Source organism: Burkholderia sp. HI2761 (assembly GCF_002223355.1).
Classification (GTDB): domain Bacteria; phylum Pseudomonadota; class Gammaproteobacteria; order Burkholderiales; family Burkholderiaceae; genus Burkholderia.
In genome coordinates this window covers 1,035,918-1,060,543 of the sequence record NZ_NKFN01000004.1, presented here as the reverse complement: position 1 = coordinate 1,060,543, position 24,626 = coordinate 1,035,918, and the positions used below count along the sequence as shown (strand labels likewise).

Annotated in this window: 20 protein-coding genes; 8 read left to right on the top strand and 12 right to left on the bottom strand. The window is 64.4% G+C overall.

Going from position 1 to position 24,626, the window contains the following annotated elements:
• Positions 1–3 precede the first annotated feature (3 nt).
• Entirely contained in the window at positions 4–1,278 is a 1,275-nt protein-coding gene (locus tag CFB46_RS11540) for a fimbrial protein (RefSeq protein ID WP_089500396.1), read from the bottom strand.
• 60 nt (positions 1,279–1,338) lie between these two features.
• On the bottom strand, positions 1,339–2,562 hold the full coding sequence (locus tag CFB46_RS11535; RefSeq protein ID WP_256980662.1) for a type II and III secretion system protein family protein: 1,224 nt from the start codon (positions 2,560–2,562) through the stop codon (positions 1,339–1,341).
• Between CFB46_RS11535 and CFB46_RS36360 the strand changes: the two genes are divergently transcribed.
• Positions 2,462–2,680 carry a hypothetical protein gene (locus tag CFB46_RS36360; protein WP_256980664.1) on the top strand — a complete coding sequence of 73 codons (219 nt, stop codon included), beginning with the start codon at positions 2,462–2,464 and terminating at the stop codon, positions 2,678–2,680. The two genes, CFB46_RS11535 and CFB46_RS36360, sit on opposite strands and share 101 nt — an antisense overlap.
• A 54-nt stretch (positions 2,681–2,734) precedes the next feature.
• Here CFB46_RS36360 and cpaB read toward each other — a convergent pair whose 3' ends face one another.
• The 4 genes from cpaB to CFB46_RS11515 form a co-directional block, all read right to left on the bottom strand.
• Positions 2,735–3,673, bottom strand: a complete 939-nt coding sequence (gene cpaB, locus CFB46_RS11530; protein WP_089500007.1) for a Flp pilus assembly protein CpaB — start codon at positions 3,671–3,673, stop codon at positions 2,735–2,737.
• A gap of 92 nt (positions 3,674–3,765) precedes the next feature.
• Complete coding sequence (locus tag CFB46_RS11525; protein WP_089500006.1) at positions 3,766–4,212, bottom strand: TadE/TadG family type IV pilus assembly protein; 447 nt, start codon at positions 4,210–4,212, stop codon at positions 3,766–3,768.
• Positions 4,209–4,709: an A24 family peptidase gene (locus CFB46_RS11520; protein ID WP_089500005.1), complete on the bottom strand. Its 501-nt coding sequence runs from the start codon at positions 4,707–4,709 to the stop codon at positions 4,209–4,211. Before CFB46_RS11520 ends, CFB46_RS11525 begins: the two co-directional genes overlap by 4 nt.
• A gap of 97 nt (positions 4,710–4,806) precedes the next feature.
• Positions 4,807–5,025, bottom strand: coding sequence for a Flp family type IVb pilin (locus CFB46_RS11515; protein WP_089500004.1), 219 nt, complete (start codon positions 5,023–5,025; stop codon positions 4,807–4,809).
• 679 nt (positions 5,026–5,704) lie between these two features.
• Here CFB46_RS11515 and CFB46_RS11505 point away from each other — a divergent pair.
• The 4 genes from CFB46_RS11505 (at position 5,705) to CFB46_RS11490 (ending at position 11,162) form a co-directional block, all read left to right on the top strand.
• The gene (locus CFB46_RS11505) at positions 5,705–7,306 is read left to right on the top strand and encodes a collagen-like triple helix repeat-containing protein (protein WP_089500003.1); all 1,602 of its coding nucleotides are present in this window, start codon (positions 5,705–5,707) and stop codon (positions 7,304–7,306) included.
• A gap of 40 nt (positions 7,307–7,346) precedes the next feature.
• The gene (locus CFB46_RS11500; protein ID WP_089500002.1) at positions 7,347–8,696 is read left to right on the top strand and encodes a collagen-like triple helix repeat-containing protein; all 1,350 of its coding nucleotides are present in this window, start codon (positions 7,347–7,349) and stop codon (positions 8,694–8,696) included.
• Positions 8,697–8,840: 144 nt separating this feature from the next.
• Positions 8,841–10,526, top strand: a complete 1,686-nt coding sequence (locus CFB46_RS11495; protein WP_089500001.1) for a ShlB/FhaC/HecB family hemolysin secretion/activation protein — start codon at positions 8,841–8,843, stop codon at positions 10,524–10,526.
• 174 nt (positions 10,527–10,700) lie between these two features.
• Positions 10,701–11,162 (top strand): DUF2147 domain-containing protein, encoded by a 462-nt coding sequence (locus tag CFB46_RS11490; RefSeq protein ID WP_027784284.1) that lies wholly within the window; start codon positions 10,701–10,703, stop codon positions 11,160–11,162.
• 102 nt (positions 11,163–11,264) lie between these two features.
• On the opposite strand, the gene CFB46_RS11485 is transcribed toward CFB46_RS11490, so the two are convergent.
• The 6 genes from CFB46_RS11485 to typA form a co-directional block, all read right to left on the bottom strand.
• Positions 11,265–11,675: a transposase gene (locus CFB46_RS11485; protein WP_027784283.1), complete on the bottom strand. Its 411-nt coding sequence runs from the start codon at positions 11,673–11,675 to the stop codon at positions 11,265–11,267.
• 149 nt (positions 11,676–11,824) lie between these two features.
• Positions 11,825–12,922, bottom strand: a complete 1,098-nt coding sequence (gene zapE / locus CFB46_RS11480) for a cell division protein ZapE (protein WP_089499999.1) — start codon at positions 12,920–12,922, stop codon at positions 11,825–11,827.
• A gap of 98 nt (positions 12,923–13,020) precedes the next feature.
• Positions 13,021–14,451 (bottom strand): dihydrolipoyl dehydrogenase, encoded by a 1,431-nt coding sequence (gene lpdA / locus CFB46_RS11475; protein ID WP_027784281.1) that lies wholly within the window; start codon positions 14,449–14,451, stop codon positions 13,021–13,023.
• 80 nt (positions 14,452–14,531) lie between these two features.
• Positions 14,532–15,809, bottom strand: a complete 1,278-nt coding sequence (gene odhB, locus CFB46_RS11470; RefSeq protein WP_089499998.1) for a 2-oxoglutarate dehydrogenase complex dihydrolipoyllysine-residue succinyltransferase — start codon at positions 15,807–15,809, stop codon at positions 14,532–14,534.
• Between the two features lie 136 nt (positions 15,810–15,945).
• On the bottom strand, positions 15,946–18,810 hold the full coding sequence (locus tag CFB46_RS11465) for a 2-oxoglutarate dehydrogenase E1 component (protein ID WP_027784279.1): 2,865 nt from the start codon (positions 18,808–18,810) through the stop codon (positions 15,946–15,948).
• A 316-nt stretch (positions 18,811–19,126) separates the two neighbouring features.
• Complete coding sequence (gene typA, locus CFB46_RS11460; protein WP_089499997.1) at positions 19,127–20,953, bottom strand: translational GTPase TypA; 1,827 nt, start codon at positions 20,951–20,953, stop codon at positions 19,127–19,129.
• Positions 20,954–21,283: 330 nt separating this feature from the next.
• On the opposite strand from typA, the gene CFB46_RS11455 reads away from it, so the two are divergent.
• The 3 genes from CFB46_RS11455 (at position 21,284) to CFB46_RS11445 (ending at position 24,626) form a co-directional block, all read left to right on the top strand.
• A complete protein-coding gene (locus CFB46_RS11455) occupies positions 21,284–21,775 on the top strand; it encodes a MarR family winged helix-turn-helix transcriptional regulator (protein WP_027784277.1) in 492 nt (163 codons plus the stop codon).
• Between the two features lie 87 nt (positions 21,776–21,862).
• Positions 21,863–23,359 (top strand): efflux transporter outer membrane subunit, encoded by a 1,497-nt coding sequence (locus tag CFB46_RS11450; RefSeq protein WP_089499996.1) that lies wholly within the window; start codon positions 21,863–21,865, stop codon positions 23,357–23,359.
• Positions 23,360–23,411: 52 nt separating this feature from the next.
• Positions 23,412–24,626, top strand: a complete 1,215-nt coding sequence (locus tag CFB46_RS11445) for an HlyD family secretion protein (RefSeq protein ID WP_089499995.1) — start codon at positions 23,412–23,414, stop codon at positions 24,624–24,626.

The following is a 24,626-nucleotide window of genomic DNA, read 5'->3' as shown; positions in this document are numbered from 1 at the left end:
CGCTTACGACCGCTTGGACGAAGGTTGAATGAAGCGCTTCAGCGCGGAGAGGCCGAACGCCGGACGTGGTGTGGCCGTTCTGACCGATACGCCGGGCAGACGCGCGGCGAGTGACTCGAGGGCGTGCACGTACGGGTCGCGCTCCGCCATATCGACAATGAGTCGGCCCTGATTTGCCGCATGGCCGATCGCGACGCGGCGCGACGGCAACGTGCCGACCAGCGACAGCCCGAGGCGCTCTGCAATCTGGGCGGCCGTCAGGTCAAGTGCGGAGTCGTACTGGTTGACGACGAGCCGTACGCGATCGGTCTCGACACCCGCATCGCGCAACCCGGTGAGCAGATCGGCCGCCGATACGATCGACGCGACACCCTGATCGCAGACGAGCCACGCTTCGTCGGCCGAGCTCGTGATCTGTGCAACGAATTCGCGGTTCGAAAAGCCGCCGAGGTCGACGATCTGCTGATCGAAGAATGCGCGAAACCGGTTCAGCAAACCAGCGCACGACGCGTACGACACGTCGCGCAGCCCACCGAGATCCGCCGGCAGCGTCGTCAATGCGACGCCGCTCTCATGCCGTGTCAGCGCGGTATTCACGAAGGTCCGGTCGATGCGGCGCAGGTTGTGGACCGCATCGATGAAATGGAATTCGCAGCGGGTATTCAGGAACAGCGCGCCGTCGCCCGCGGGCAGCCCGAGGTCGATGAGCGCGGTCTGGCGACCGGCCGGCGTCCCGCCGTTCGGCACGCCGGCCCCTTCCGAATTCACTGCGCGCTTCTGCAACCATACGGCCAGATTCGCTGCGAGCGTGCTTACTCCCATGCCTGCGCGTGCGCCGAGCAACGCTACGAGTTTTCCGTGGCGGCTCGCCGGCTCGCCGACATTCGCCAGCAATCCGCGTGTCGTGCGCAACGCATCCTCCGCCGGTGCCGACACGTCGATGAAATCGCGGACACCGGCGCGCAATGCAGCGAGCGTGCTCTCCGGCTGTGCGAGCGAACCGAGCGCGACGATCGGAAGCCCCGGATGGGTGGCGCGAATCGCAGCCGCGGCAATGCTCGCCGCCGTGCTGCCGTCCGAGAAATCGATGAAGACGAGCGCCGGATTGATGCCCGTAATGCGCTGCGCCAGCACACCCGGTTCGAGCGACGCGGCCTCGACCGCGCCGGCCGATACGAGCGTATCGGCCAGCCAGTGGACATGCGCCTCATGCTGCGACGCACAAACGAAATAGTCGGTCACGGCGGGTTCACACAATGATTGAATTCGCGCGTTCATGTCGAACACCCCCGATTACACAAAACGTGGCGATGCTTCGCAAGCCGCGAGACATTCCGCTCATTTCGAAAATCCGGGAGCAGCGTCCGGCGACGCGGCTCCGCCCAGATACGATTTCCAGACCGGCCCGTCGTGCTGCTCGGACAACTCGCCGGGCGTCGCGGGCAGCACTGCACCCTTCGCGATCGGCGCGACGAGATGCGGCGTCACGATGATCAGCAGTTCCTTGTCGTTCTGCTGATAGCTCAGATTCTTGAAGAACGTCCCGATGATCGGCAGATCGCCGAGCAATGGCACCTTGCTCACGTTCGACATCGTCTGCCGATCGATCAGGCCGCCAATTACAAAACTCTCTCCGTCGCCCAGTTCGACGGTCGTGTCCGCACGGCGCGTCGTAATGCCGGGCACTGCGACGCCGCTGATCGTCACGCTGTTCACGAAGTCAAGCTGGCTCGATTCGGGCGCGACCTTCAGCGCAATCCGGTTCGGGCTCAGAACCGTCGGCGTCAACGAAAGCCCGACGCCGTATTGCTTCCACTGGATCGCCGTCGAACCAAGCCCCTGCGGCGATGGCACCGGAATCTCGCCGCCTGCAAGGAAGCTTGCGCTCTGCCCGGACAGCGCGACCAATGTTGGCTCCGCCAGCACACGTGCCAGGTTGTTCGCCTCGAGCAGAGACAAATCGGCAAATATGCCGCGTCCGGCTGCATTCACGACAAGGTTGAATGCGGACGCGACAGGCGACCCGAGCGTCGGAACGTATCCCCCGGTCCCCGGACCCGAACCGCCGCTATAAGATTGCACGCCACCCGGCGAAAACGATCCGAACGAAAAGCCGTTGCTTTGCTTGAAGAAATTGAAGCCGACCTGCTTGAGCACCGAGCGGCTGAATTCGACGACCCGAACGTCAACTTGGACGACGCTCTTGCCGGGTACCGTCGAGCGGTCGATCACGGCGCCCTTTCCGCTCATGTTCTTGCCGACCGCGGCCGCACGCGCATGTGCCTCGAGCGACGCGGCCGAGCCTTGCAGCACGGCCGTTCCGCCGTATGCATTGACCCGCGGCGTAGCGCCGTCGAGCACGGCTTGCGCGGCCGCGTCGACCACCTCGACGTTCCAGATCGTCGGTTCGTCGCGCCCGCGCTCCCACAGCATCACGTTCGTCGCGCCGGGAGCCTTCGCGGTGAGCAGCACGGAACCCGAGCGGCTGCCCTTCATGATCAGCACGTCGGCAATTGCCGGATCGCCGACCGCGACGCGCTGCAGGGTGCGGCCCGCCGAAATCTGCCGTTGTGCGCCGACCGCGAGCTCGACCGTAGTGCTCGCGCTCGCGAACGAGGCGAAGGTCATGAAGCAGATGGCAATCGCGAATGCAATCAGTGTGTTTTTCATTGTTTGGTAGACCGCGCGCGGCCTTTTGCTCGTCGTCGCTGATATCGATGGCCGTCGATCTGGTTCAATAGGCAACCGTTTCCGACCGGCCGCCGCGAATCACTTCAATGCTGCCGCTGCTGCCGCCCCCGCTCGCCCGCACAGGCGGTGGCAGATGCGACGGCAACGGCGGCAGGTTCGCGCTGGCGACCGGCGTTCTCGGTGTGCCGGACAGTTGTTGCAGCGAGACACCAACAGCGGCCAGCGCCGACGGCGACAGCTTGTTGTCCGTACGTACCGCAACCGTCTGTAGCGCAAGTTCGTCGTCACGCGGATTGCGCAATGCAAAGGTCAGCCGGCCGCTCGCCTCGCCGAGCGTCAGCGCATCGACCTGCGCGGTCGGTACCGCGAGCACCGCGATGCGGGCGCCGGTCGGCTGCCCGTTACCGCCGTTGTTGTTGCCGCTGTCGCGCTCGGTGGTCGCATCGCCGAACGACAGCACCCGTACCTTCGACAACAGCAGCCGCGCCTGTGTCTGCGAAACCTCGCCGTCGAGCATCGTGCTGCCGGCTTCGCGTTTCAGATTCAGGAACACGTCGACGAAATTCCCGGGCCGAATCCGGTTGCCGACCGCGTTCGTTTCGTCGACGCGAACCGCAACCGCGCGCTCGCCAGGCTGCACGTCCTCGGCAAGCCCCGACACCAGTGCATCCGCAACGACCGGGGCCGAGGCCGGAATATCACGAATCGGCACGCGGCCAACAAGCGGAGCGGGGTCGTTGAACGCGCCTGCCGGTGCCGGCGCAGTCGTTTGGACCTTCAGCGCATCGGCTGGAATCGGCTGCCCCCCAGGCAAAGTACGCGTTGCAATCACGATCGGCACCGCAGTCGTCGTTGCCACCGTCACCGGCTGCGCCGGCGCGGGACTTGAAGCGCTGCGTCCGAGCACCCATGCATAGATTCCGAGCAAAACGGCGACCGCAATCAGCAGTCCCGCAATGATCTTCGTTAAGTTGTTGGCCATGTTGTCGTATGGATACCGGAATGAAAATCCAGTTAGCTTCTTCTTGTCGCGCGATTTGTGTATGACATACCTATCGCCTCATGATGTCCAACTCACAGCATCGACTGTGGAATTTGCACCACTGCCGTACCGGTCAGCGGTTGGGTCATGATCGTCCCCAAAAACGGCATGATTGTCATCCAGCTATCGGGCGTATAGCTCACCGTGACTGTCAGGCAGTACAACAACGGTGTAGGCGTACCGTTGTAGTTGCACTGCTGCGCCACCACGTTGGGCGGACTACTGTTCAGCCAACCGAGAACGTTCTGCGTGGTCGTCTTGGCGTTCGCGACGCGCGTCGTGAGATCCGGTGCGTAACTCAATCCTGCTCGTGCCCCCTCGCTGGCGGCCAATGTCAAGCTTTGCTGAATGACGAAAACCATCCCGAAACTCAGGATTGCGTAAAAAATCACGAAGAACAGCGGGAACACGATGGCAAACTCGACCGCAGTCGCTCCACGTTGCCTTCGCCATCCCTGACACGTGCTCTGTTGTTTCATCGCACGCCCTCTGTTGCGATCAGATAGATCAGCCATGCAGCAGCCGGTACCGCGAGGCACGCGGCATAGGGCGTCGCCCGATATTTGCCAAGTATCAGCGCCGGCTCGCGCCGCCGCCACAAGCCCCGGAACGACGTGCGCGACAGTAGCATCAGTGCGAGCGCGTGCAGCCCTGCAGCCAGACTGGCCGCTACCCAGAGCCAAAGCAGCGCATGCGCACCGCACCAGATACCGAGGACGGCGAAAATTTTTACGTCTGCTGCGCCCATGACGCGCAGAAGGAAGAACGGTATCAGCCCGATCAGGCCGACCAGCATGCCGACCACTGCCTGATGCATCGAAATACCAAATGGACTCGCGGCGACGCATGCAGCGCCGACCCCACCGATTAATCCGGCCATGACAAGCGCGTTCGAAATACGGCGGAAACGAATATCACTGACCATGACCAAACCCGCCCAGGTCAGAAATACCCCGCTAAAAATGAGATGTCCCATCGCACCACGACCCGCAGCAGATACAAGGGCGGGCGGACTACCGAAGCAGTCCGCCCGCTACTGCGCCACGACGACTTCCGGAAAAGAAGAAGTCGGCTTAGCCCGCAGGGGTTGCCCGAATCGCGGTGGAAGAACAGTTCGTAGACGAAGGAGACGACACGCACGTGCCGAGATTGGTAAACATGTTACCGAGACTACTGCCGATGTTCGTCACCCCGGCGACGATCGCGACAGCGATCAGACCCGCGATCAGCCCATACTCGATCGCGGTAACCCCGTCGTTTTCCTTAAGGAAACGCTTGATGATTGCTTTCATTTTATTCCTCGTGCCTGTATTTACGTTTTCTGGCCTTTTATACGTATACGTCCCCGCATATCTGGCCGTTTGCCCCAACCGTTCGCTACATCTGCTGTAACGACAACCGGGTGCGCTTTCTTTATAGGTCGCCCCGAAGGGCATTGCTCACGATTTGATGCAAGTTAACATTCGCGATAGCGCTCCTCCTCGAACGTAGTGTACCGAACCGTACATTTGCTTACATCTGCTCCCGATTCTATATCCGTTCCTATTTAAATTCCAACCTCTTTTCAACCGCTCAGCCGGAAAAAATGATCAGGAGCACAACGTATTTGTACGGCGTTTCGGTACGACTTACACATAGGATTTACGATAGGTTAGATGTGCACGCCTAATCCACCAGTAAAACCATTGCCTCGTCCACTAAGCCTGCGTGGGCCCCCACGTTACGCCGCACGCGTAACGCGAATGTTGTGACGTTACGTTACGAAACGGCCGAAACCGTTCTCATTCATCCGCAGTTAAACAGATTCAACAATCTTTCAATTCCCGTAACTTCCTTCTCCCACAAGGAATTGCGTCGTTTAAAACCCGTCGCCGACCCGCCGGGTATCGAAATGGCACGACAGTTGCAGAGTACTCCTCGCACCACTCAACACAACGCAGTTCACAAACACATTTTTAATGCGAGGAAGAAATGGACATTAAGGTTATCCCTCATGGCGTGTTCCGGACGACTCTGATCGCGGCCACCGTTGCAGCCATGCTCTCCCTCTCCGCGTGCGGCGGCTCCGGCTCCATCAGCCAGGGTCTCGGCGGCGGCTCCAGCTCGGGCAGCGGCGACACGATCTCCACGTCGGGCGGCAACGGTACGAGCGGCACCTCGGGTACGAGCGGTACCTCCGGCACCAGCGGCACCTCGGGTACGAGTGGCACGTCCGGTACCAGCGGAACCTCGGGTACGAGCGGCACGTCCGGCACGAGCGGAACTTCGGGCACGAGCGGTACGTCCGGCACCTCGGGTGTGTCGTCGAACCCGGTGGGAACTGTCCTCGCAAGCAGCAGCAATATCATCACGAGTGTCGGCGGCACCGTCTCCGGTCTCGGCTCCGTCATCGGCAGCCAGTCGCTGCCGGGCGTCAATCCGGCCACCACGCAAGCCGCGGGCGGCATCGTGCAAAGCGTCGGCGGCGCGGTCACCGCCCTGGGCAACGGCCTCGGTAGCGGCCTCGGCCAGCTCGGCGCAACGAAGGATCCGGTCGGCACCACGGTCGCCAGCACCGGCGGCGTGGTCAATCAGCTCGGCGGCGCGGTCACGCAAACGGGCAACCTGGTCACGAGCCTCGGCAGCGGCCCGCTGTCGCCGCTCGCGCCGGTCACGGGCGCCGTCGGCGGCCTCGTATCGACGCTCGGCGGCGCCGTGTCGAACGGCGGCACCACGCTCACCAACGCCCTGTCGACGGGCCCGATTCAGCAGGTCACGCAAACGGTCAGCTCGGCCATCACGCCGATCACGACGATGGTCGGCCAGACGACCCAGACGATCGGCACGGCAACCGGCCTCGGCGCACCGGTCAACACGCTGCTCGGCACGATCGGCAACGGGCTGAACCAGGCCGGCGCCCTGCTTGCCTCTACCGGCGGCAACCCGGTCACCACCGGCCTCGGCAACACCGTCTCGTCGACGGGCAACACCGTGAAGGCCGTCGGCGGCCTGCTCACGGGGGGCACCGGCGGCGTGACCAACCCGCTCGCCCCGCTCACGGGCCTCGTCTCGACCGTCACCGGCACACTCGGCGGCGCAACGGGCGGCGGCAGCGGCCCGCTCGCACCGATCACGGGCCTCGTCTCGACGGTCACCGGCGCACTCGGCGGCGCAGCAGGCGGCGGCAGCGGCCCGCTCGCACCGGTCACGGGCCTCGTCTCGACGGTCACCGGCGCACTGGGCGGCGCAGCAGGCGGTAGCGGCGGCCCCCTCGCACCGGTCACGGGTCTCGTTTCGACGGTCACCGGCGCGCTCGGCGGCGCAACAGGCGGTACCAGCGGCGGCCCGCTCGCGCCGGTCACGGGTCTGCTCGGCGCAGTCACGGGCGCACTCGGCGGCGTAACAGGCGGCGCAGGCGGCAGCAGCCCGCTCGCCCCGGTGACGAACGCCGTCTCCACGGTTACCAGCACGGTCGGCGCACCGGCACTGAGCGGCGGCACGGGTGCCGTCACGAACTCGGGCTCGTCGTCGAATCTGCTTGCGCCCGTCACGTCGCTGATCGGCGGCCTGCTCGGCGGCACGCACGGCAAGTAATCCGACATCCATTCATCGAAAAGACAGCGAGGAGTCCATCATGTCCCAGCAACGTTCCATCACGACGGTCGCCCTGCGCCAATGGCGCGTGCCCCTCACCGCCTTCGCCGCCGCGTGCCTGCTGGCCGCGTGCGGCGGTGGCGGCGTCAGCTCGCCGCCGACCAGCAGCAACGACAACAACAACCCGAGCACGAGCGGCACGCCCGGTACGAGCGGCACCAGCGGCTCGCCGACGGGCACCAAGGGCGTCGTCAGCACGGTCGGCCAGACGGCCACCGACCTCGGCAGCACGGTCGGCAACATCAGCCTGCCGGGCCTCGGCGACGGCGTGACGAAGGGCGTCGGCAGCACGCTCTCCAGCACCGGCACGATCGTCGGCGCGGCCGCCGATGCGGTGAGCAACGGGCTGGGGCAGATCGGCTCGACGAAGGATCCGGTCGGCACCACGGTTGCCGGTCTGGGCAACGTCGTCGGCGCGACCAGCAACACGGTGTCCGGCCTGAGCTCGACGGTCAAGGCGCTGGGCACCGGCCCGCTGGCACCGCTCGCGCCGGTCACGACGCCGGTCGGCACCGTGCTCGATACGGTTGCCAACGGCCTAACGGCCGCCGGCACGACGATCGGCTCGACGCTGTCGTCGGGCGCCGTGCAGCAGGTCACGCAACCGATCAGCTCGGCGATCACGCCGCTCGTGATCACCGCCGGCCAGGTCGCGCAGCAGGTCGGTACGACGACCGGCCTCGGCCAACCCGTCTCGGGCCTGCTCGGCCAGATCGGCGGCGCAATCAGCTCGGCCGGCAAGCAAGTCGGCGGCACGTCGAGCCAGCCGCTCGTCGGCGACGTCGGCCAGCTCGTGACCGCGGTCGGCAATACCGTGACCAACGCGGGCGGCCTCGTCAATCCGAACGGCCCGAACGGCGCGGCACCGATCCCCGGCCTGATCACGAGCCTCGTCGGCGGCTCGACGGCAACTGTCGCGAGCGGCTCGTCGTCGGGTTCCGGTTCGACGAACCCGCTCGGCGGCTTGCTGTCGGGTCTCGGCTCGACGCCGCTCGGCTCGCTCACGGGCGCGCTCGGCGGTGCAACGGGCGGCTCGACCAGCGGCCCGCTCGCGCCGGTGACCGGCCTCGTCTCCACGGTGACCGGCGCACTGGGCGGCGCAACGGGTGGCGCAGGCAGTGCAAACCCTCTCGCGCCCGTCACCGGTTTGCTGAATACTGTCACCGGAGCAGTTGGCGGTGCAGCAGGATCCGGGGGCTCCAGCCCGCTCGCGCCGGTCACGTCGCTGGTCGGCAGCGTGTCGGGTACGGCATCGTCGGGCAGTGGTTCGACGGGCCTGCTGGCACCGGTCACGGGACTGCTGGGTACGCTGGGTAGCGTGGGCAAGTAAGGAGGACGGTCGGGTCATCGCAGCCGGAGCGAATGGCGCGGCCGTACAGACACAACCGGCATTGCGGCACGCGGCGCGCGACACCCTGGTGTCGTGCGCCGGCATTACAAAGAACACGAAAAGCAAGGCCTACGAGGAAGAACAATGAAATCCAGACTCGACAGATGGATGATGCTGCTCGCCATCGCGGCAGCTGGCACGGCACAGGCGCAAACGCGCGTCGGCGGTAACCCGCTCGATTCCCTCCCCCAGATCAACGCACCGAAGACGGGCCCGAACGTCACCGTTCAGGTCGCACCGCAGGCGCCGCAATTGCAGGAGCTGCTGTCGCGGCACCTGACGCCGACGACGTTCCAGGTCGAAGGCGTGAAGTCGGTGCCGTTCGAGGAAATCACGCGCCGCTTCACACCGCTCGTCGGCAAGGACATCACGATCGGCGAGCTGATCGAAACCGCCAACGGCGTGACGAAGCTGTACCAGGAACGCGGCTACGCACTGTCGTTCGCGTTCGTTCCCGCGCAGACGTTCGAGAACGGCGTCGTGCGCATCACGGTGGTCGAAGGCTACGTGTCGGACGTCAAGGTCACCGGCAAACCCGGCGCGATGGAACCGAAGATTCGCGCGATCGCCGCGCACATCACGGCCGATCGCCCGCTGCGCCGCGCGACGTTCGAGCGCTACGTGAACACGTTCGGCCTACTGCCCGGCCTCACGGTGAAGGCGAATGTCCCGCCGCCGCAAACCACCGACGGCGCGACGACGCTCGAACTCGCGGTGGATCGCAAGCCGTTCAACGTCAGCACGGGTATCGACTTCAACCATCCGGGCGTCCAGGGCCTCATCACCGCAACCGAAAACGGCCTCACGTCGTTCGGCGAGCAGTTGAGCATCTCGGCGCTCGCGCCGCCGGGACGCGACAAGCAGACCTACTTCGCGTTCAGCGGCGCGGTGCCCGTCGGCAGCAGTGGCCTGATTACGCGCCTCGATGCCAGCACCTATCGCGGCAAGCCGACCAATAATCCAGGCCTGCCGTCATACGTCGAGCGCACCGTGAAGAACGAGAAGCTCGGTCTTTCGGCATCCTATCCGATACTGTTGAACAATCAGCGCAGCCTGCTCGGCACCGTGTCGGGCTATGCGTCGCACAACGAGGACCGCTACCAGAACCAGATCAATGGCGCGACCCTCGATAACCGATCTCAAGTTCGCGTGATGCAACTGCAGCTCGACTACACGAGCGTCCAGCCGAAACAGGTACAGAAGCTGAGCGTCAACGTTGCGAAGGGCTTGAACATCCTCGGCGCGTCGAAAGCGCAGGACATCACCGTCGGTACGACAACGACCTCGGTGGACAACCCGATCTCGCTGACCTTCGTCCGCACCGGCGCGACCTTCACGCAGACGAACGAATGGCCGTTCCGGATCGGCACGTCGGTTTCGCTGACCGGGCAATACAGTCCGGACTCGCTGCCGACGTCCGAACAGATCTCGTTCGGCTCGACCCGTTACGCGCTCGGCTACCAGCCGGGCGAAACGTCGGGCGACTCCGGCTGGGGGATGTCACTGGAAGTCAACCGCGGTTTCACACCGGGCTGGACGTATCTGAAATCGATCACGCCGTACGTCGCATACGACATGGCGCGCGTGTATCTGCACTCGGGCACGCCATCGCCGAGCCGCACGTCGTCGGTCGGCATCGGCGTACGGCTCACGGACAGCCGCTACTACAGCCTCGATCTGAACGTCGCCAAACCGGTGGGCGACGCACCGGTCGAAAGCGCGTCACGCAGCCCGCGCATCAACGCCGCATTCTCGTATCAGCTCAACTGATCGGTCACCAAAGTCACGAAACAGCCCGCGTCATGCGGGTTGTTTCGATTAGAGTCCCCTCTATCAAACGTGGCGCGCGGTTTCACGTATTCTGGCGAAGCTCGCAACAGGCCCGCCCCATGTAGACGGTCGTGCGAGCGAATCGAACAGACATGCAAAACAAGGAGGATGACAATGATTCAACTGACCCGCCCGTTGCGTGCAATCGCCATTGCCGGCGCCCTGCTCGCGTGCGCAGCCCCCACGTTCGCGCAAGCCGACAGCCCCGTCGGCATGTGGCAGACGATCGACGACAACACCCATCAACCGAAGGCACTCGTGCAGATCGCCGAGGACGGCGACGGCTCGCTGACGGGCAAGGTCGTCAAGGGCCTCGGCGCGAACGATACGCCCGATCGCCGCTGCACCGCGTGCACGGACGAGCGCAAGGATCAGCTCATCAAGGGCATGACGATCATCAAGGCGATGAAGAAGGAAGGCGACCACTGGGACGGCGGCAACATTCTCGACCCGGAGAACGGCAAGGTCTACAAGTGCAAGATGACGCTTGAAGACGGCGGCCAGAAGCTCGTGGTGCGCGGCTACATCGGCGTGTCGCTGCTGGGCCGGTCGCAGACCTGGGTTCGCCAGCAATAACGCAGTACGCGCCGAAACGCGCGGCTCAATGAAAAAATCGGCCTGCGACGACGTCGCCAGGCCGATTTCTTTTGGTGCGTGCACAACGAAAACCAAGGGGCATCACGCCGCTCGCTTCATCGCATCCGATGCATAGCTACCCGGTGCACGATACGCGGGCGCCGCGTTGCTACGCGCCTCCGCCGCCTTCGATTGCGTGTGCTTGCGCATCCGCGCGGACAGTTCATTGCACAGATTCATGCCGGCGTCGCCATAGAGCTCACGCATCACGTTCATCAGCGTGCCCGTTTCGTGCCACGCCTTGAAGCGGCGATGGCATGTTTGATACGACGGGTAACGGCGCGGCATGGCCGACCAGGTTGCACCACTGTAGATCACCCAGAGCACACCGTTCAGCACGGCCCGCGTATTGGCTAACGGCCGGCCGCGCAACTCGGTGCGCGGCTGCATTTCGGGCAGAAGCGGCGCGACGCAGCGCCATTCGTGGTCGGTTAAATCGCGATACGGTGTCATGGACATCTCCAGCCTTAATAACCATGACACCACAATATCGGCTCACCTCAACGATGAATATAAGACAAATCCGAAAATACCCGAAGATTGGCCGAATTTAACCGAAATTGAAGTTTAAATTCCGCCAATGGCGGGCGCTCTCGATCAGTTCAGGTCAACGACGTATCGACGATGCGGCGCGGCGTTTCGAGATATTCCTTCGACTGCATTTCGACGATGCGCGAGACCGTACGCGCGAATTCGTTGGCCATCGGGCCTTCGACGTACAACGCTTCGGCCGGCACCGCCGCGGACATCAGCAGCTTGACCTTGTGATCGTACAGCACGTCGATGAGCCATGTGAAGCGGCGCGCTTCGGACGCCATCCGCGGCGACATCTGCGGCACCTCGGACAGCACGATCGCATGAAAGCGGCTCGCCAGTTCGAGGTAGTCGTTCTGCGAACGCGGGCCGCCGCACAGCGTCGCGAAATCGAACCACACGACGCCGTCCGCCTTGCGCAGCGCCTTCAGTTCACGCTTCTCGATATGCAGGATCGGGCTCTCGTCGGGCACGGCCGCGAGCTTGCCGAATGCATGGCGCAGTTCGCGATCGGCTTCCGCGCCGAGCGGCGTGTGATACATCTTCACCTGCGCGAGCGTGCGCTGGCGATAGTCGACCCCCGCATCGACGTTGAGCACGTCGAGCTTTTCCTTGATCAGCGCGATCGCCGGCAGCATGCGGTCGCGATGCAGGCCGTCCGGATACAGGTCGTCGGGATCGTAATTGGACGTCATCACGAACTGCACGCCGTTGTTGAACAGGCGATCGAGCAAGCGATACAGGATCATCGCGTCGGCGATGTCCGACACGTGGAATTCGTCGAAGCAGATCAGCCGGTAACGCTTCGCGATGCGTCGCGCGAGTTCGTCGAGCGGATCGGCCTGCCCTTTCAGCTCCTCGAGCTCGCGGTGCACTTCGCGCATGAATTCGTGGAAATGCAGGCGCGTCTTGCGCTGCACGGGTACGACCGCGTAGAAGCTGTCCATCAGGAAGCTCTTGCCGCGACCGACACCGCCCCACATGTAGACGCCGCGCGGCAGGTCCGGATGAATGATGAGCTTCTTGAACGCGTTCGAGCGGCGCGCCTTGTAGTCGACCCACTCGTCGAAACAGCGCTGCAGGCGGTCGACGGCCGCGCGCTGAGCGGGATCGGACTGATAGCCGCGCGTGGTCAGTTCGCGCGTGTAGTATTCGGTGACGTTCATCGGGCAAACCGGAAAGAACGAAGGCGAGCGGGAAACCCCGCCCGCCTTCGTCATGAGACGGCCGCGCCGGCCGACGGCCGGCAGGCGCTACACCGTGCTCAGCTGTTCAGCGAGCGCTTGTCGACCGCGAGCGCCGCTTCGCGCATCACTTCCGACATCGACGGGTGCGGATGGCAGATGCGGGCGATGTCTTCCGACGCCGCCTTGAATTCCATCGCCACCACGGCTTCCGCGATCAGGTCCGACGCGTTCGCTGCGATCACGTGCACGCCGAGCAGTTCGTCGGTCTTTGCGTCCGCGATCATCTTCACGAAACCGTCCGGCGCGTTCATGCCGAGCGCGCGGCCGTTGATCGAGAACGGGAACTTGCCCGTCTTGATCTCGCGGCCTTCGGCCTTCAGCTGCTGCTCCGTCTTGCCGACCCATGCGATTTCCGGGTACGTGTAGATCACCCACGGAATGCAGTTGTAGTCGATGTGCGGCTTCTGCCCGTCGATCACTTCCGCGACCAGCACGCCTTCGTCTTCCGCCTTGTGCGCGAGCATCGGGCCGCGCACCACGTCGCCGATCGCGTACACGTTCGGCACCGCCGTGCGGCAGTGGTCGTCCACGTCGATGAAGCCGCGCTCGTTCGCCTTCAGGCCGATCGCCTCGAGGCCGAGGTTGTCGGTGTTCGGCACGCGGCCGACCGACACGATCAGGCGGTCGGCGTCGAGCGTCTGCGCGTTGCCGTCCTTGTCCGTGTAGGCGATCGACACGCCGTCGGCGGTCGTCTTCACGTCGCCGATCTTCACGCCGAGATGGATGTCGAGGCCCTGCTTCTTGAACAGCTTCGCCGCTTCCTTCGCAAGCGCTTCGTCGGCTGCGCCGAGGAACGCCGGCAGCGCTTCGAGCACCGTCACGTCGGCACCGAGGCGGCGCCACACCGAGCCGAGCTCGAGGCCGATCACGCCCGCGCCGATCACGGCGAGCTTCTTCGGCACCGAGTCGAACGTCAGCGCACCTTCGTTGTCCGACACGATCTTGTTGTCGACCGGAACGTTCGGCAAGTGACGCGCCTTCGAACCCGTCGCGATGATCACGTTCTTCGCGGTGACGACTTCGGTTTCACCCTCGCCGCTCACTTCGATCTGCACGCCGGCATCGGTCTTGCCGGTGAACTTGCCATGGCCCTTCAGCCAGGTGATCTTGTTCTTCTTGAACAGGAACTCGATCCCGCTCGTCATCTTCTCGACGATCGCGTCCTTGCGGCCGAGCATCTTCGCGACGTCGATCTTCACGCCGTCGACCGTGATGCCGTGGTCGGCCAGGTGATGCGACGTGTTCTCGAACTCTTCCGACGACGCGAGCAGCGCCTTCGACGGGATGCAGCCGACGTTCAGGCAGGTGCCGCCGAGCTTCAGCGCGCCGGCCGGGTTCTTCCACTTCTCGATACAGGCAACGGTCTTGCCGAGCTGCGCGGCGCGAATCGCGGCGATGTAGCCGCCGGGGCCGGCGCCGATCACGACGACGTCAAATTCCTTGGACATGACAATCCTTTCTACTTGTACGTCCGCAGGGTCACGCGTGGGCGCGAACCTGCGAACGGGTCGATGCAGTGAGACTCGGCTTACAGGTCGAGCAGCAGGCGGGCCGGATCTTCCAGCGCATCCTTCATCGCGACGAGCGACAGCACGGCTTCGCGGCCATCGATGATGCGGTGGTCGTACGACAGCGCCAGGTAGTTGATCGGGCGAATCACGATCTGGCCGTTTTCGACGACCGGGCGCTCCTTCGTCGCGTGCACACCGAGAATGGCCGACTGCGGCGGGTTGATGATCGGGGTCGACAGCATCGAACCGAACACGCCGCCGTTCGAGATCGAGAACGTACCGCCCGTCATTTCCTCGATCGACAGCTTGCCGTCCTTCGCCTTCTGGCCGAATTCGGCGATCTTCTTCTCGATCTCGGCGAGGCTCAGCTGATCCGCGTTGCGCAGGATAGGCACGACCAGGCCGCGCGGCGAACCGACCGCGATACCGATGTCGAAGTAGCCGTGATAGACGATGTCGTTACCGTCGATCGACGCGTTCACGAGCGGGAACTTCTTCAGCGCATGGACGGCCGCCTTCACGAAGAACGACATGAAGCCGAGCTTCACGCCGTGTTCCTTCTCGAACTTGTCCTTGTACTTGTTACGCAGTTCCATGACCGGAGCCATGTTGACTTCGTTGAACGTCGTCAGGATCGCGTTGGTCTGCTGCGATTCGAGCAGGCGCTCGGCGATACGCGCACGCAGGCGCGACATCGGCACGCGCTGTTCCGGACGGTCGTTCAGCCACGTCGCTGCCGACGCCGGCACCTTCACTTCCGGCAGCGCCGGCTTCGCGGCGGCGGTCTTCGCCGGCGCGGCGGCCGGAGCAGCCTTCGGTGCGTTGCCCGCGGCCAGCGCGTCGCCCTTCGTGACGCGGCCGTCGCGGCCCGAACCTGCGACGTCGCCCGTCGACAGGCCCTTCTCGGCCAGCAGCTTCGCTGCGGCCGGCGATGCGGCGGCCGAGCTCGATGCGGTCGCGGCAGCCGGCTGTGCGGCCGGCGCGGCTGCGGCAGGTGCGGCTGCCGGCTTGACTTCGGCGGCGCCTGCCGCTGCTTCGGCAGCACCTGCCTTCGCTTCGGTGTCGATCGTCGCGATCAACTGATCGGCGACCACCGTGTCACCGTCGTTCTGCAGCACTTGCGCGAGCACGCCCGCTGCCGGCGCCGGCACTTCGAGGACGACCTTGTCGGTCTCGAGCTCGATCAGGATTTCGTCCTGCGCGACTGCTTCGCCCGGCTTCTTCTTCCACTGCAGCATGGTGGCTTCCGACACCGACTCCGAAAGCTGGGGGACTTTGACTTCTACGATAGCCATGTGATTTTCCTGGATGCTTAATCTGGGTAATGACGAGGTTCGTGCGATTCCTTCGGCCGATGCGGCGCGCGACGCGCCCGGCAGGCCAAAGGAGACGGGAAAGCGCCGCGCGCCTTCCCGTTTCGCTTGACGTCGGTTATTTCGCGATCGACGCGCTCTTCAGGCGGCCGAATGCACCTTCGATCAGGGCCTTCTGCTGCTCGTAGTGCTTCGCGTAGTAGCCAACCGCCGGCGAGGCCGAAGCCGGACGGCCGCTGTATGCCAGCTTCTGCCCTTCCTTCATGCCTTCCTTCAGGTGGTGCTCGACGTAGAACCAGGGGCCCTGGTTCTGCGGCTCGTCCTGCACCCAGACCACTTCAGTCGCGTTCTCGTACTTCTTCATTTCGGCTTCGAACTGCTTGTGCGCGAACGGATACAGCTGCTCGATACGGATGATCGCGACGTCGTTCGCCTTCGCTTCGCGGCGATGCGCGACGAGGTCGTAGTACACGCGGCCCGAGCACGCCAGCACGCGCTTGACCTTCTTCGCGTCGATGCCGCCGTCGGTTTCGCCCAGCACCGGCTGGAACGAACCCTTCGCCAGTTCCGACAGGTCCGACACCGCTTCCTTGTGACGCAGCAGCGACTTCGGCGTCGCGATGATCAGCGGCTTGCGGAACAGGCGGATCATCTGGCGACGCAGCAGGTGGAAAATCTGCGCCGGCGTCGTCGGCTGAACGACCTGCATGTTGTGGTCGGCGCACAGTTGCAGGAAACGCTCGATACGCGTGGACGAGTGTTCCGGACCCTGGCCTTCGTAGCCGTGCGGCAGCAGCATCGTGAGACCCGACACGCGGCCCCACTTCACTTCGCCCGACGAGATGAACTGGTCGATCACGACCTGCGCGCCGTTGACGAAGTCGCCGAACTGCGCTTCCCACAGCACGAGCGTGTTCGGCTCGGCGGTCGAGTAACCGTATTCGAAGCCCAGCACGGCTTCTTCCGACAGCACCGAGTCGATCACCGTGAACTTCGCCTGACCTTCGGCGATGTTCTGCAGCGGCACGTACGTACCGTCGTTCCAGCGTTCGCGGTTCTGGTCGTGCAGCACCGCGTGACGGTGCGTGAACGTGCCGCGGCCCGAGTCCTGGCCCGTCAGGCGCACCGAGTAGCCCGATGCGACGAGCGACGCGAATGCGAGGTGTTCGCCCATGCCCCAGTCGAGCGGCTGGTCGCCGCGCGCCATGTTGCGGCGGTCGTTGATCACGCGCTCGACGAGCGGGTGAACCTTGAAGTTTTCCGGGACCGTCGTGATGCGTTCGCCCAGGCGCTTCAGTTCGGCGAGCGGCACGGCCGTGTCGGCTGCATCCGTCCACTTGCGGTTCAGGAACGGAACCCAGTCGACCGCGTACTTGCTCTTGTAGTTCGACAGGACCGGATCGACGGTATGGTGGCCGTCGTCCATCGCCTTGCGGTACGCCTTCACGTAGTTGTCGGTGTCTTCCGCGGTGATCACGCCCTGCTGCACGAGCTTTTCGGCGTACAGCGCACGGGTGCCCGGGTGCTGCGCGATCTTCTTGTACATCAGCGGCTGCGTGACCGCCGGCGTGTCCTGCTCGTTGTGACCCAGCTTGCGGAAGCAGACGATGTCGATGACGACATCCTTGTGGAACTGCATCCGGTAGTCGATCGCGATCTGGATCGCGAGCACGACGGCTTCCGGATCATCGCCGTTCACGTGCAGCACCGGCGCTTCGATCATCTTGACGACGTCGGTGCAGTACAGCGTCGAGCGCGCGTCGCGCGGGTCGGACGTCGTGAAGCCGATCTGGTTGTTGATGACGATGTGCAGCGTGCCGTGCGTGCCGTAACCGCGCGTCTGCGCGAGGTTCAGCGTTTCCATCACGACGCCCTGGCCAGCGAAGGCCGCGTCGCCATGGATCTGCACCGGCAGCACTTGCAGGCCGTCTTCGTCGCCGCGGCGGTCCATCCGCGCCTTCGCGGAACCTTCGACCACCGGGTTCACGATTTCGAGGTGCGACGGGTTGAACGCGAGCGACAGGTGGACCGGGCCGCCTTCCGTCGACACGTCCGACGAGAAGCCCTTGTGGTATTTCACGTCACCGGCCGGCAGGTCGTCGACGTGCTTGCCTTCGAATTCGGCGAACAGGTCGGCCGGCATCTTGCCCAGCGTGTTGACCAGCACGTTCAGGCGGCCGCGGTGGGCCATGCCGATGATGATTTCCTGCACGCCGCTCTTGCCCGCATGCTGGACGACTTCGTCCATCGCCGCGATGAAGCTTTCGCCGCCTTCGAGCGAGAAGCGCTTCTGGCCGACGTACTTGGTGTGCAGGTAGCGCTCGAGGCCTTCGGCGGCCGTCAGGCGATTCAGGATGTGCTTCTTCTTGTCGGCCGAGAAGGCCGGCGTCGCGCGGGTCGACTCCAGGCGCTCCTGCCACCAGCGCTTCTGTTCCGGATCGCTGATGTACATGAACTCGGCGCCGATCGTGCCGCAGTACGTGTCGCGCAGACCCTTGACGATGTCGCGCAGCGAAGCCTGGTCGAAACCGAAGTACAGGTTGCTTGCGCTGTACGTCTGGTCGAGGTCGCCTTCGGAGAAGTCGTAGAACGCGGGTTCGAGTTCGGGAATGGCGGGACGTTCGCGTCGCTTCAGCGGATCGAGATTGGCCCATTGCGAGCCGAGGAAGCGGTAGGCGCTGATGAGCGACTGGACGTGCACCTGCTTGCGTGCGGTCGCGAGATTGCTGGTGCTTTCGCGCGGAATGAAGGCATTGGCCTTCGCACGCTCGGCGAACGATTCGACGATCGGGAAGTGAGCGACGTCATTGGCGTTCGAGCCGTCCGTTGCAGGCACGTTCTGCAGCGCGTCGAAATACTCTCGCCAGTTCTCCGGCACCGATGCCGGATTGTTGAGGTATGCATCGTACAGTTCTTCAACGTACGAAGCATTGCCGCCGAACAAATAGGAGTTCAGCTGAAACTGCTTCATTACATCTGACATTTTACGCTCACCTTTCTTCGAGCTTCTCGAGAAATAGCGGGTTACTCAACCTTCCGCGACACGGCCTGACCGTTTAGCGGATTGCGAATCAAGTCTTGCTTGGAAGGACCTAAAACTTGCGTGCGCGCAGCATATCACAGAACCGATACCGGAGTTCACGGCGAAACGTCCGTGAAAGCACCGTGCGGCGGGGTTTTGCCGGATTGCCGCGCCCCGCGGGAACAGTGTTTTGCAGGCAGCCCGGCTGCACGCTGCGCGGATGCGAAAAAGGCTGCCCGAAGGCAGCCTTTTCGTCGTGCTCGGGAACAGTCGATGCTTAGTCGACCGCGCCTTCGCGGCTCGCGCGGCGACGCTCGTGCTCCTTCAGGAAGCGCTTGCGCAGGCGGATCGACTGCGGCGTCACTTCGACGAGCTCGTCGTCGTCGATGAATTCGACCGCGTATTCCAGCGACATCTGGACCGGCGGCACGAGACGCACGGCTTCGTCGGTACCCGACGCGCGCACGTTGGTCAACTGCTTGCCCTTGATCGGGTTCACGACGAGGTCGTTGTCGCGGCTGTGGATGCCGATGATCATGCCCTCATACAGCGCGTCGCCCGGCTTCACGAACATGCGGCCGCGATCCTGCAGCTTCCACAGTGCGTACGCCACCGCGGCGCCGTCGTCCTGCGAGATCAGCACGCCGTTGCGGCGCTCGAAAACCGAGCCGTCCTTGACCGGCGCGTACGAGTCGAAGATGTGGCTCATCAGGCCCGTGCCGCGCGTGAGCGTCAGGAATTCGCTCTGGAAGCCGATCAGGCCACGCGCCGAGATCTTGTACTCCAGACGCGTGCGGCCGCGGCCGTCCGACGCCATGTCGAGCATTTCGCCCTTGCGGCGGCCCAGCTCTTCCATCACGCCGCCCTGGTGTTCGTCCTCGACGTCGACCGTCAGCAGCTCATACGGCTCGTGACGCACGCCGTCGATCTCCTGCATCACGACGCGCGGACGCGACACGGCCAGCTCGTAGCCTTCGCGGCGCATGTTCTCGACGAGAATCGTCAGGTGCAGTTCGCCGCGGCCCGACACTTCGAACACCGTTTCGTCGCCGGTGTCCTTCACGCGCAGCGCGACGTTGTGGTTCAGTTCCTTCATCAGACGGTCGCGGATCTGGCGGCTCGTCACGAACTTGCCTTCGCGGCCGGCGAGCGGCGACGAGTTGACGAGGAAGTTCATCGTCAGCGTCGGCTCGTCGACGGTGATCATCGGCAGCGCTTCCGGCGTGTCGATCGCGCAGATCGTCGCGCCGATGCCGACGTCTTCAATACCGTTGATCAGCACGATGTCGCCCGCTTCGGCCGATTCGACCTGCACGCGCTCCAGGCCCTTGAACGACAGCACCTGGTTGATCTTGCGGTTCAGCACGTCGCCTTCCGGGCCGAAGCGCATCACGACCGGCTGGCCCGGCTTGATGCGCCCGCGCGTGATGCGGCCGACGCCGATCCGGCCGACGTACGTCGAAAAGTCGAGCGACGTGATCTGGAGCTGCAGCGGCGCTTCCGGATCGGCCGGGCGAACCGGCACGTGCGCGAGAATCGCCTCGAACAGCGGGCGCATGTCGCCGTCGCGAGCAGCCGGGTCGAGCGACGCGTAGCCGTTCAGGCCCGACGCGTAGACGATCGGGAAGTCGAGCTGCTCTTCGGTCGCGCCGAGCTTGTCGAACAGGTCGAAGGTCTGGTTGATGACCCAGTCGATCCGCGCGCCCGGACGATCGATCTTGTTGACGACGACGATCGGCTTCAGGCCGAGCGCGAGCGCCTTCTTCGTGACGAAGCGCGTCTGCGGCATCGGGCCTTCGACCGCGTCGACGAGCAGCAGCACCGAGTCGACCATCGACAGCACGCGCTCGACTTCGCCGCCGAAGTCAGCGTGCCCCGGCGTGTCGACGATGTTGATGTGCGTGCCTTCGTATTCGACCGCGCAGTTCTTCGCGAGAATCGTGATCCCGCGCTCTTTTTCGATGTCGTTCGAGTCCATCACCCGCTCCGCAATCTGCTGGTTCTCGCGGAAGGTGCCGGACTGGCGGAGCAGTTGGTCGACGAGCGTGGTCTTGCCGTGGTCGACGTGGGCGATGATGGCGATATTGCGAAGGGCGCGGGTCATAGAAACCTGGAAATCGTTTGAACGCGCAAACGCGCGCGCTCCGTTTTTCAGGGGCGCGCGCGTTGCAGCTTGGAAAGCATTAAATTATAGCACGTACGCGTGTCGAAAGCTGACCCGCGCGTTGCAACGCAGCAAACCGGGCCGCTCCGCCCTCCTCTCCCGAACAGCCCAACTCTCTCGCCCACCATCGCCGGCGGGCCGAAAAACCCTTATCGAGACAAGGGATTCTCGCCATACAGAGCGCGTGCCTTGCCGTTCGATTAACATTTGCCGCGGCAAGCAATTGTGCCTATACTGCTGCCTAGTCAACTATTGCAGCTTCAGGGTTTTATGTCGGATTCTCCTACCCCACCGCCCGTTTCGCCGCTGTCTTCGTATCAGATGAACGACAGCGTCGGTTATCTCATGTCGCGCGTGAAGTCGGTGATGACCAATCTCGTCACGCAGCGCACGCAGGAAGAGCTCGGCATCACGGGCACGCAGGCGAGCATGCTGTTCATGATCGCGGTCGGCAAGTGCTCGACGGCCGCCGAACTCGCGCGCGAATACGGGATCGACGCCAGCGCGGTCACGCGCCTGCTCGACCGGGTCGAGAAACGCGGCCTGCTGTCGCGCGTGCGCAGCATCGAGGACCGACGCGTCGTGCGCCTCGAGCTCACCGACGAAGGCCGTGCGCTGGCCGAACGGCTGCCGCCCATTTTTCGCAGCGTGCTCGACCAGGTGCTGGACGGGTTTACGCCGGAAGAAGTCGGGTTCCTGAAGAGCATGCTGCGCCGTATTCTCAGCAACTATTGCGAGACGGCCGGCGGTAGCATCACGTAATAGTTGCCATAACAATTACTTTTGACAGATTAATGTAAGGAAATCCTTGCAGTGTCCATCATTCATTCCGAGTCAGGGGTTAGCGCGATGAAATCCTCCCCGTTGTCCGTGCGCGCCGGGTCGTGCCGCGCCGCCGTCGCCGCCGCGGTCGCCGCGCTGGCGCTGGCGGGCTGCGCGAATTACATCGGCATCAAGAGCGACAAGCAGATCGCCCCCGCGTCGCAATTCGAATCCGCCCAGAGCCTGCCGGCCCAGGGCGGCCAGTGGCCGGCGCTCGACTGGGCCAGCCAGTTCGGGGATCCGCAACTGCCGAAGCTGATCGACGAAGCGCTGCAGGGCAACCCGTCGATCGCACAGGCGCAGGCGCGCATCGCGAAAGCCTCGTCGTACATCGAATCGTCGCGCTCGAACCTCATGCCGAAGGCCGAAGCCAGCTATTCGTGGACGCGTGAACTGTATTCGTCGAACGCCCTGTTCCCGCCCCCGTACGGCGGCCAGTGGTACAGCGAGAACAACGCGCTTGCGAGCGCCTCGTGGGAACTCGACCTGTGGGGCAAGAACCGCGAGCGCCTGCACACGGCCGTATCGCAGGAAAAGGCCGCCGAAGCCGACATGCAACAGGCGCGCATCACGCTCGCGTCGTCGGTCGCACGCACCTACAACTCGCTCGCACAGCTCTATGCGCTGCGCGACATCGCGCAACGCGAGATCAGCAACCGCGAGACGGTCGGCAAGATCACCGACGGCCGCGTATCGGCCGGCCTCGATACCAACGTCGAACGCCAGACGGCCCGCGGCAACATCGCGACGACCCAGGCCTCGCTGTCGGACCTCGACGGCCAGATCACGACGGTGCGCTACCAGCTCGCCGCGCTACTCGGCAAGGGCCCGGATCGCGGGCTGCAGATCGCGGCGCCCGTGATGAATCCGAGCGGCGACGTCACGCTGCCCGGCAACCTGCCGGCCGATCTCGTGTCGCGCCGCCCCGACATCGTCGCCGCGCGCTGGCAGGTCGAAGCCGCGATGCACGACGTGAAGGAAGCGAAGGCCGAGTTCTACCCCGACGTGAACCTCGCGGCCGGTTTCGGCTTCGATGCGTTCGGCTGGGGCAAATTCCTGAACTTCGCGAGCCGCCAGGCGCAGTTCGGCCCGGCCATCCACCTGCCGATCTTCGATGCCGGCGCGCTGCGCGCCCAGCTCAAGGGCCGCTACGCCGACTTCGACCTGTCGGTGGCGAACTACAACCAGACGCTGATCAGCGCGCTGAACGACGTCGCGACGCAAGTCGCGTCGATCCGCGCGGTCGATCGCCAGATGGGTGATGCCCAACGTGCGCTCGACGCATCGACGCGTGCGTACGATCTCGCGGTCATTCGCTACAAGGCCGGCCTGTCGCCGCAACTGCAGGTGCTGACGGCGGACAGCAACCGCCTCGCATCGGAGCAGACCGTGACCAACCTGAAGATGCGCCGGCGCGATATGCAGCTTGCCCTGATCAAGGCGCTCGGCGGCGGGTTCGACGCGACCGGCACGCCGCTCGCCGCGCCCGATGCGGCCACGCCGACCAAACAGGCCGCCAACTGAGCCGGCACCACCACTACGCAGACACTCGAAATAACGGACGGAGAAAATCGCCATGAGCGACCAACAAAACGCCGCCAGCGCGCAGCCGCAGAACAACGGCAAGCGCAAACGAATGATGACGCTGCTCGTCGCGGTCATCGTGATCGCGGCCATCGCATACGGCCTGTACTACTTCCTCGTCGCCCGCTTCCATGAAGGCACCGACGATGCATACGTGAACGGCAACGTCGTGCAGATCACGCCGCAGGTCACCGGCACCGTGATCGCCGTGAAGGCGGACGACACGCAAACGGTCAAGGCCGGCGATCCGCTCGTCGTGCTCGACCCGGCCGATTCGCAGGTCGCGCTGCAGCAGGCCGAAGCCAACCTCGCGCAGACGGTGCGCCAGGTGCGCGGCCTGTTCGTCAACGACGACCAGTACCGCGCGCAAGTCGCGCTGCGCCAGTCGGACCTGTCGAAGGCCCAGGACGACCTGCGTCGCCGCGTGGCCGTCGCGCAGACGGGCGCCGTATCGCAGGAAGAAATCTCGCACGCCCGCGACGCGGTGAAGGCCGCGCAGGCATCGGTCGACGCTGCGCAGCAGCAGCTCGCGTCGAATCGCGCATTGACCGCGAACACGACGATCGCATCGCACCCGAACGTGTTGGCTGCCGCCGCGAAGGTGCGCGACGCGTACCTCGCGAACGCACGTAACGTGCTGCCGGCGCCGGTCACCGGCTACGTCGCGAAGCGCTCGGTGCAGGTCGGCCAGCGCGTGTCGCCCGGCAACCCGCTGATGTCGGTGGTGCCGCTCAATGCCGTGTGGGTCGACGCGAACTTCAAGGAAGTCCAGCTGAAGCACATGCGCATCGGCCAGCCGGTCGAGATGACGGCCGACATCTACGGCTCGTCGGTCACGTACCACGGCAAGGTCGTCGGCTTCTCGGCCGGCACGGGTTCGGCATTCTCGCTGCTGCCCGCGCAGAACGCGACCGGCAACTGGATCAAGGTCGTGCAGCGCCTGCCGGTGCGGATCGAGCTCGACCCGAAGGATCTCGACAAGCATCCGCTGCGCATCGGCCTGTCGATGCAGGTCGACGTGGACATCAAGGACGAACGCGGCGACCAGCTCGTCAACGCACCGAACACCGTCTACGAGACCAACGTGTTCGCGAAATACGGCGACGAAGCCGACGCCGAAATCGCGCGCATCATCGCCGAGAACACGGGCGGCAACGCGTCGGCGCCGGTCGCGGCGAAGCAGAGCAGCACCGCGAAAATGATGTAA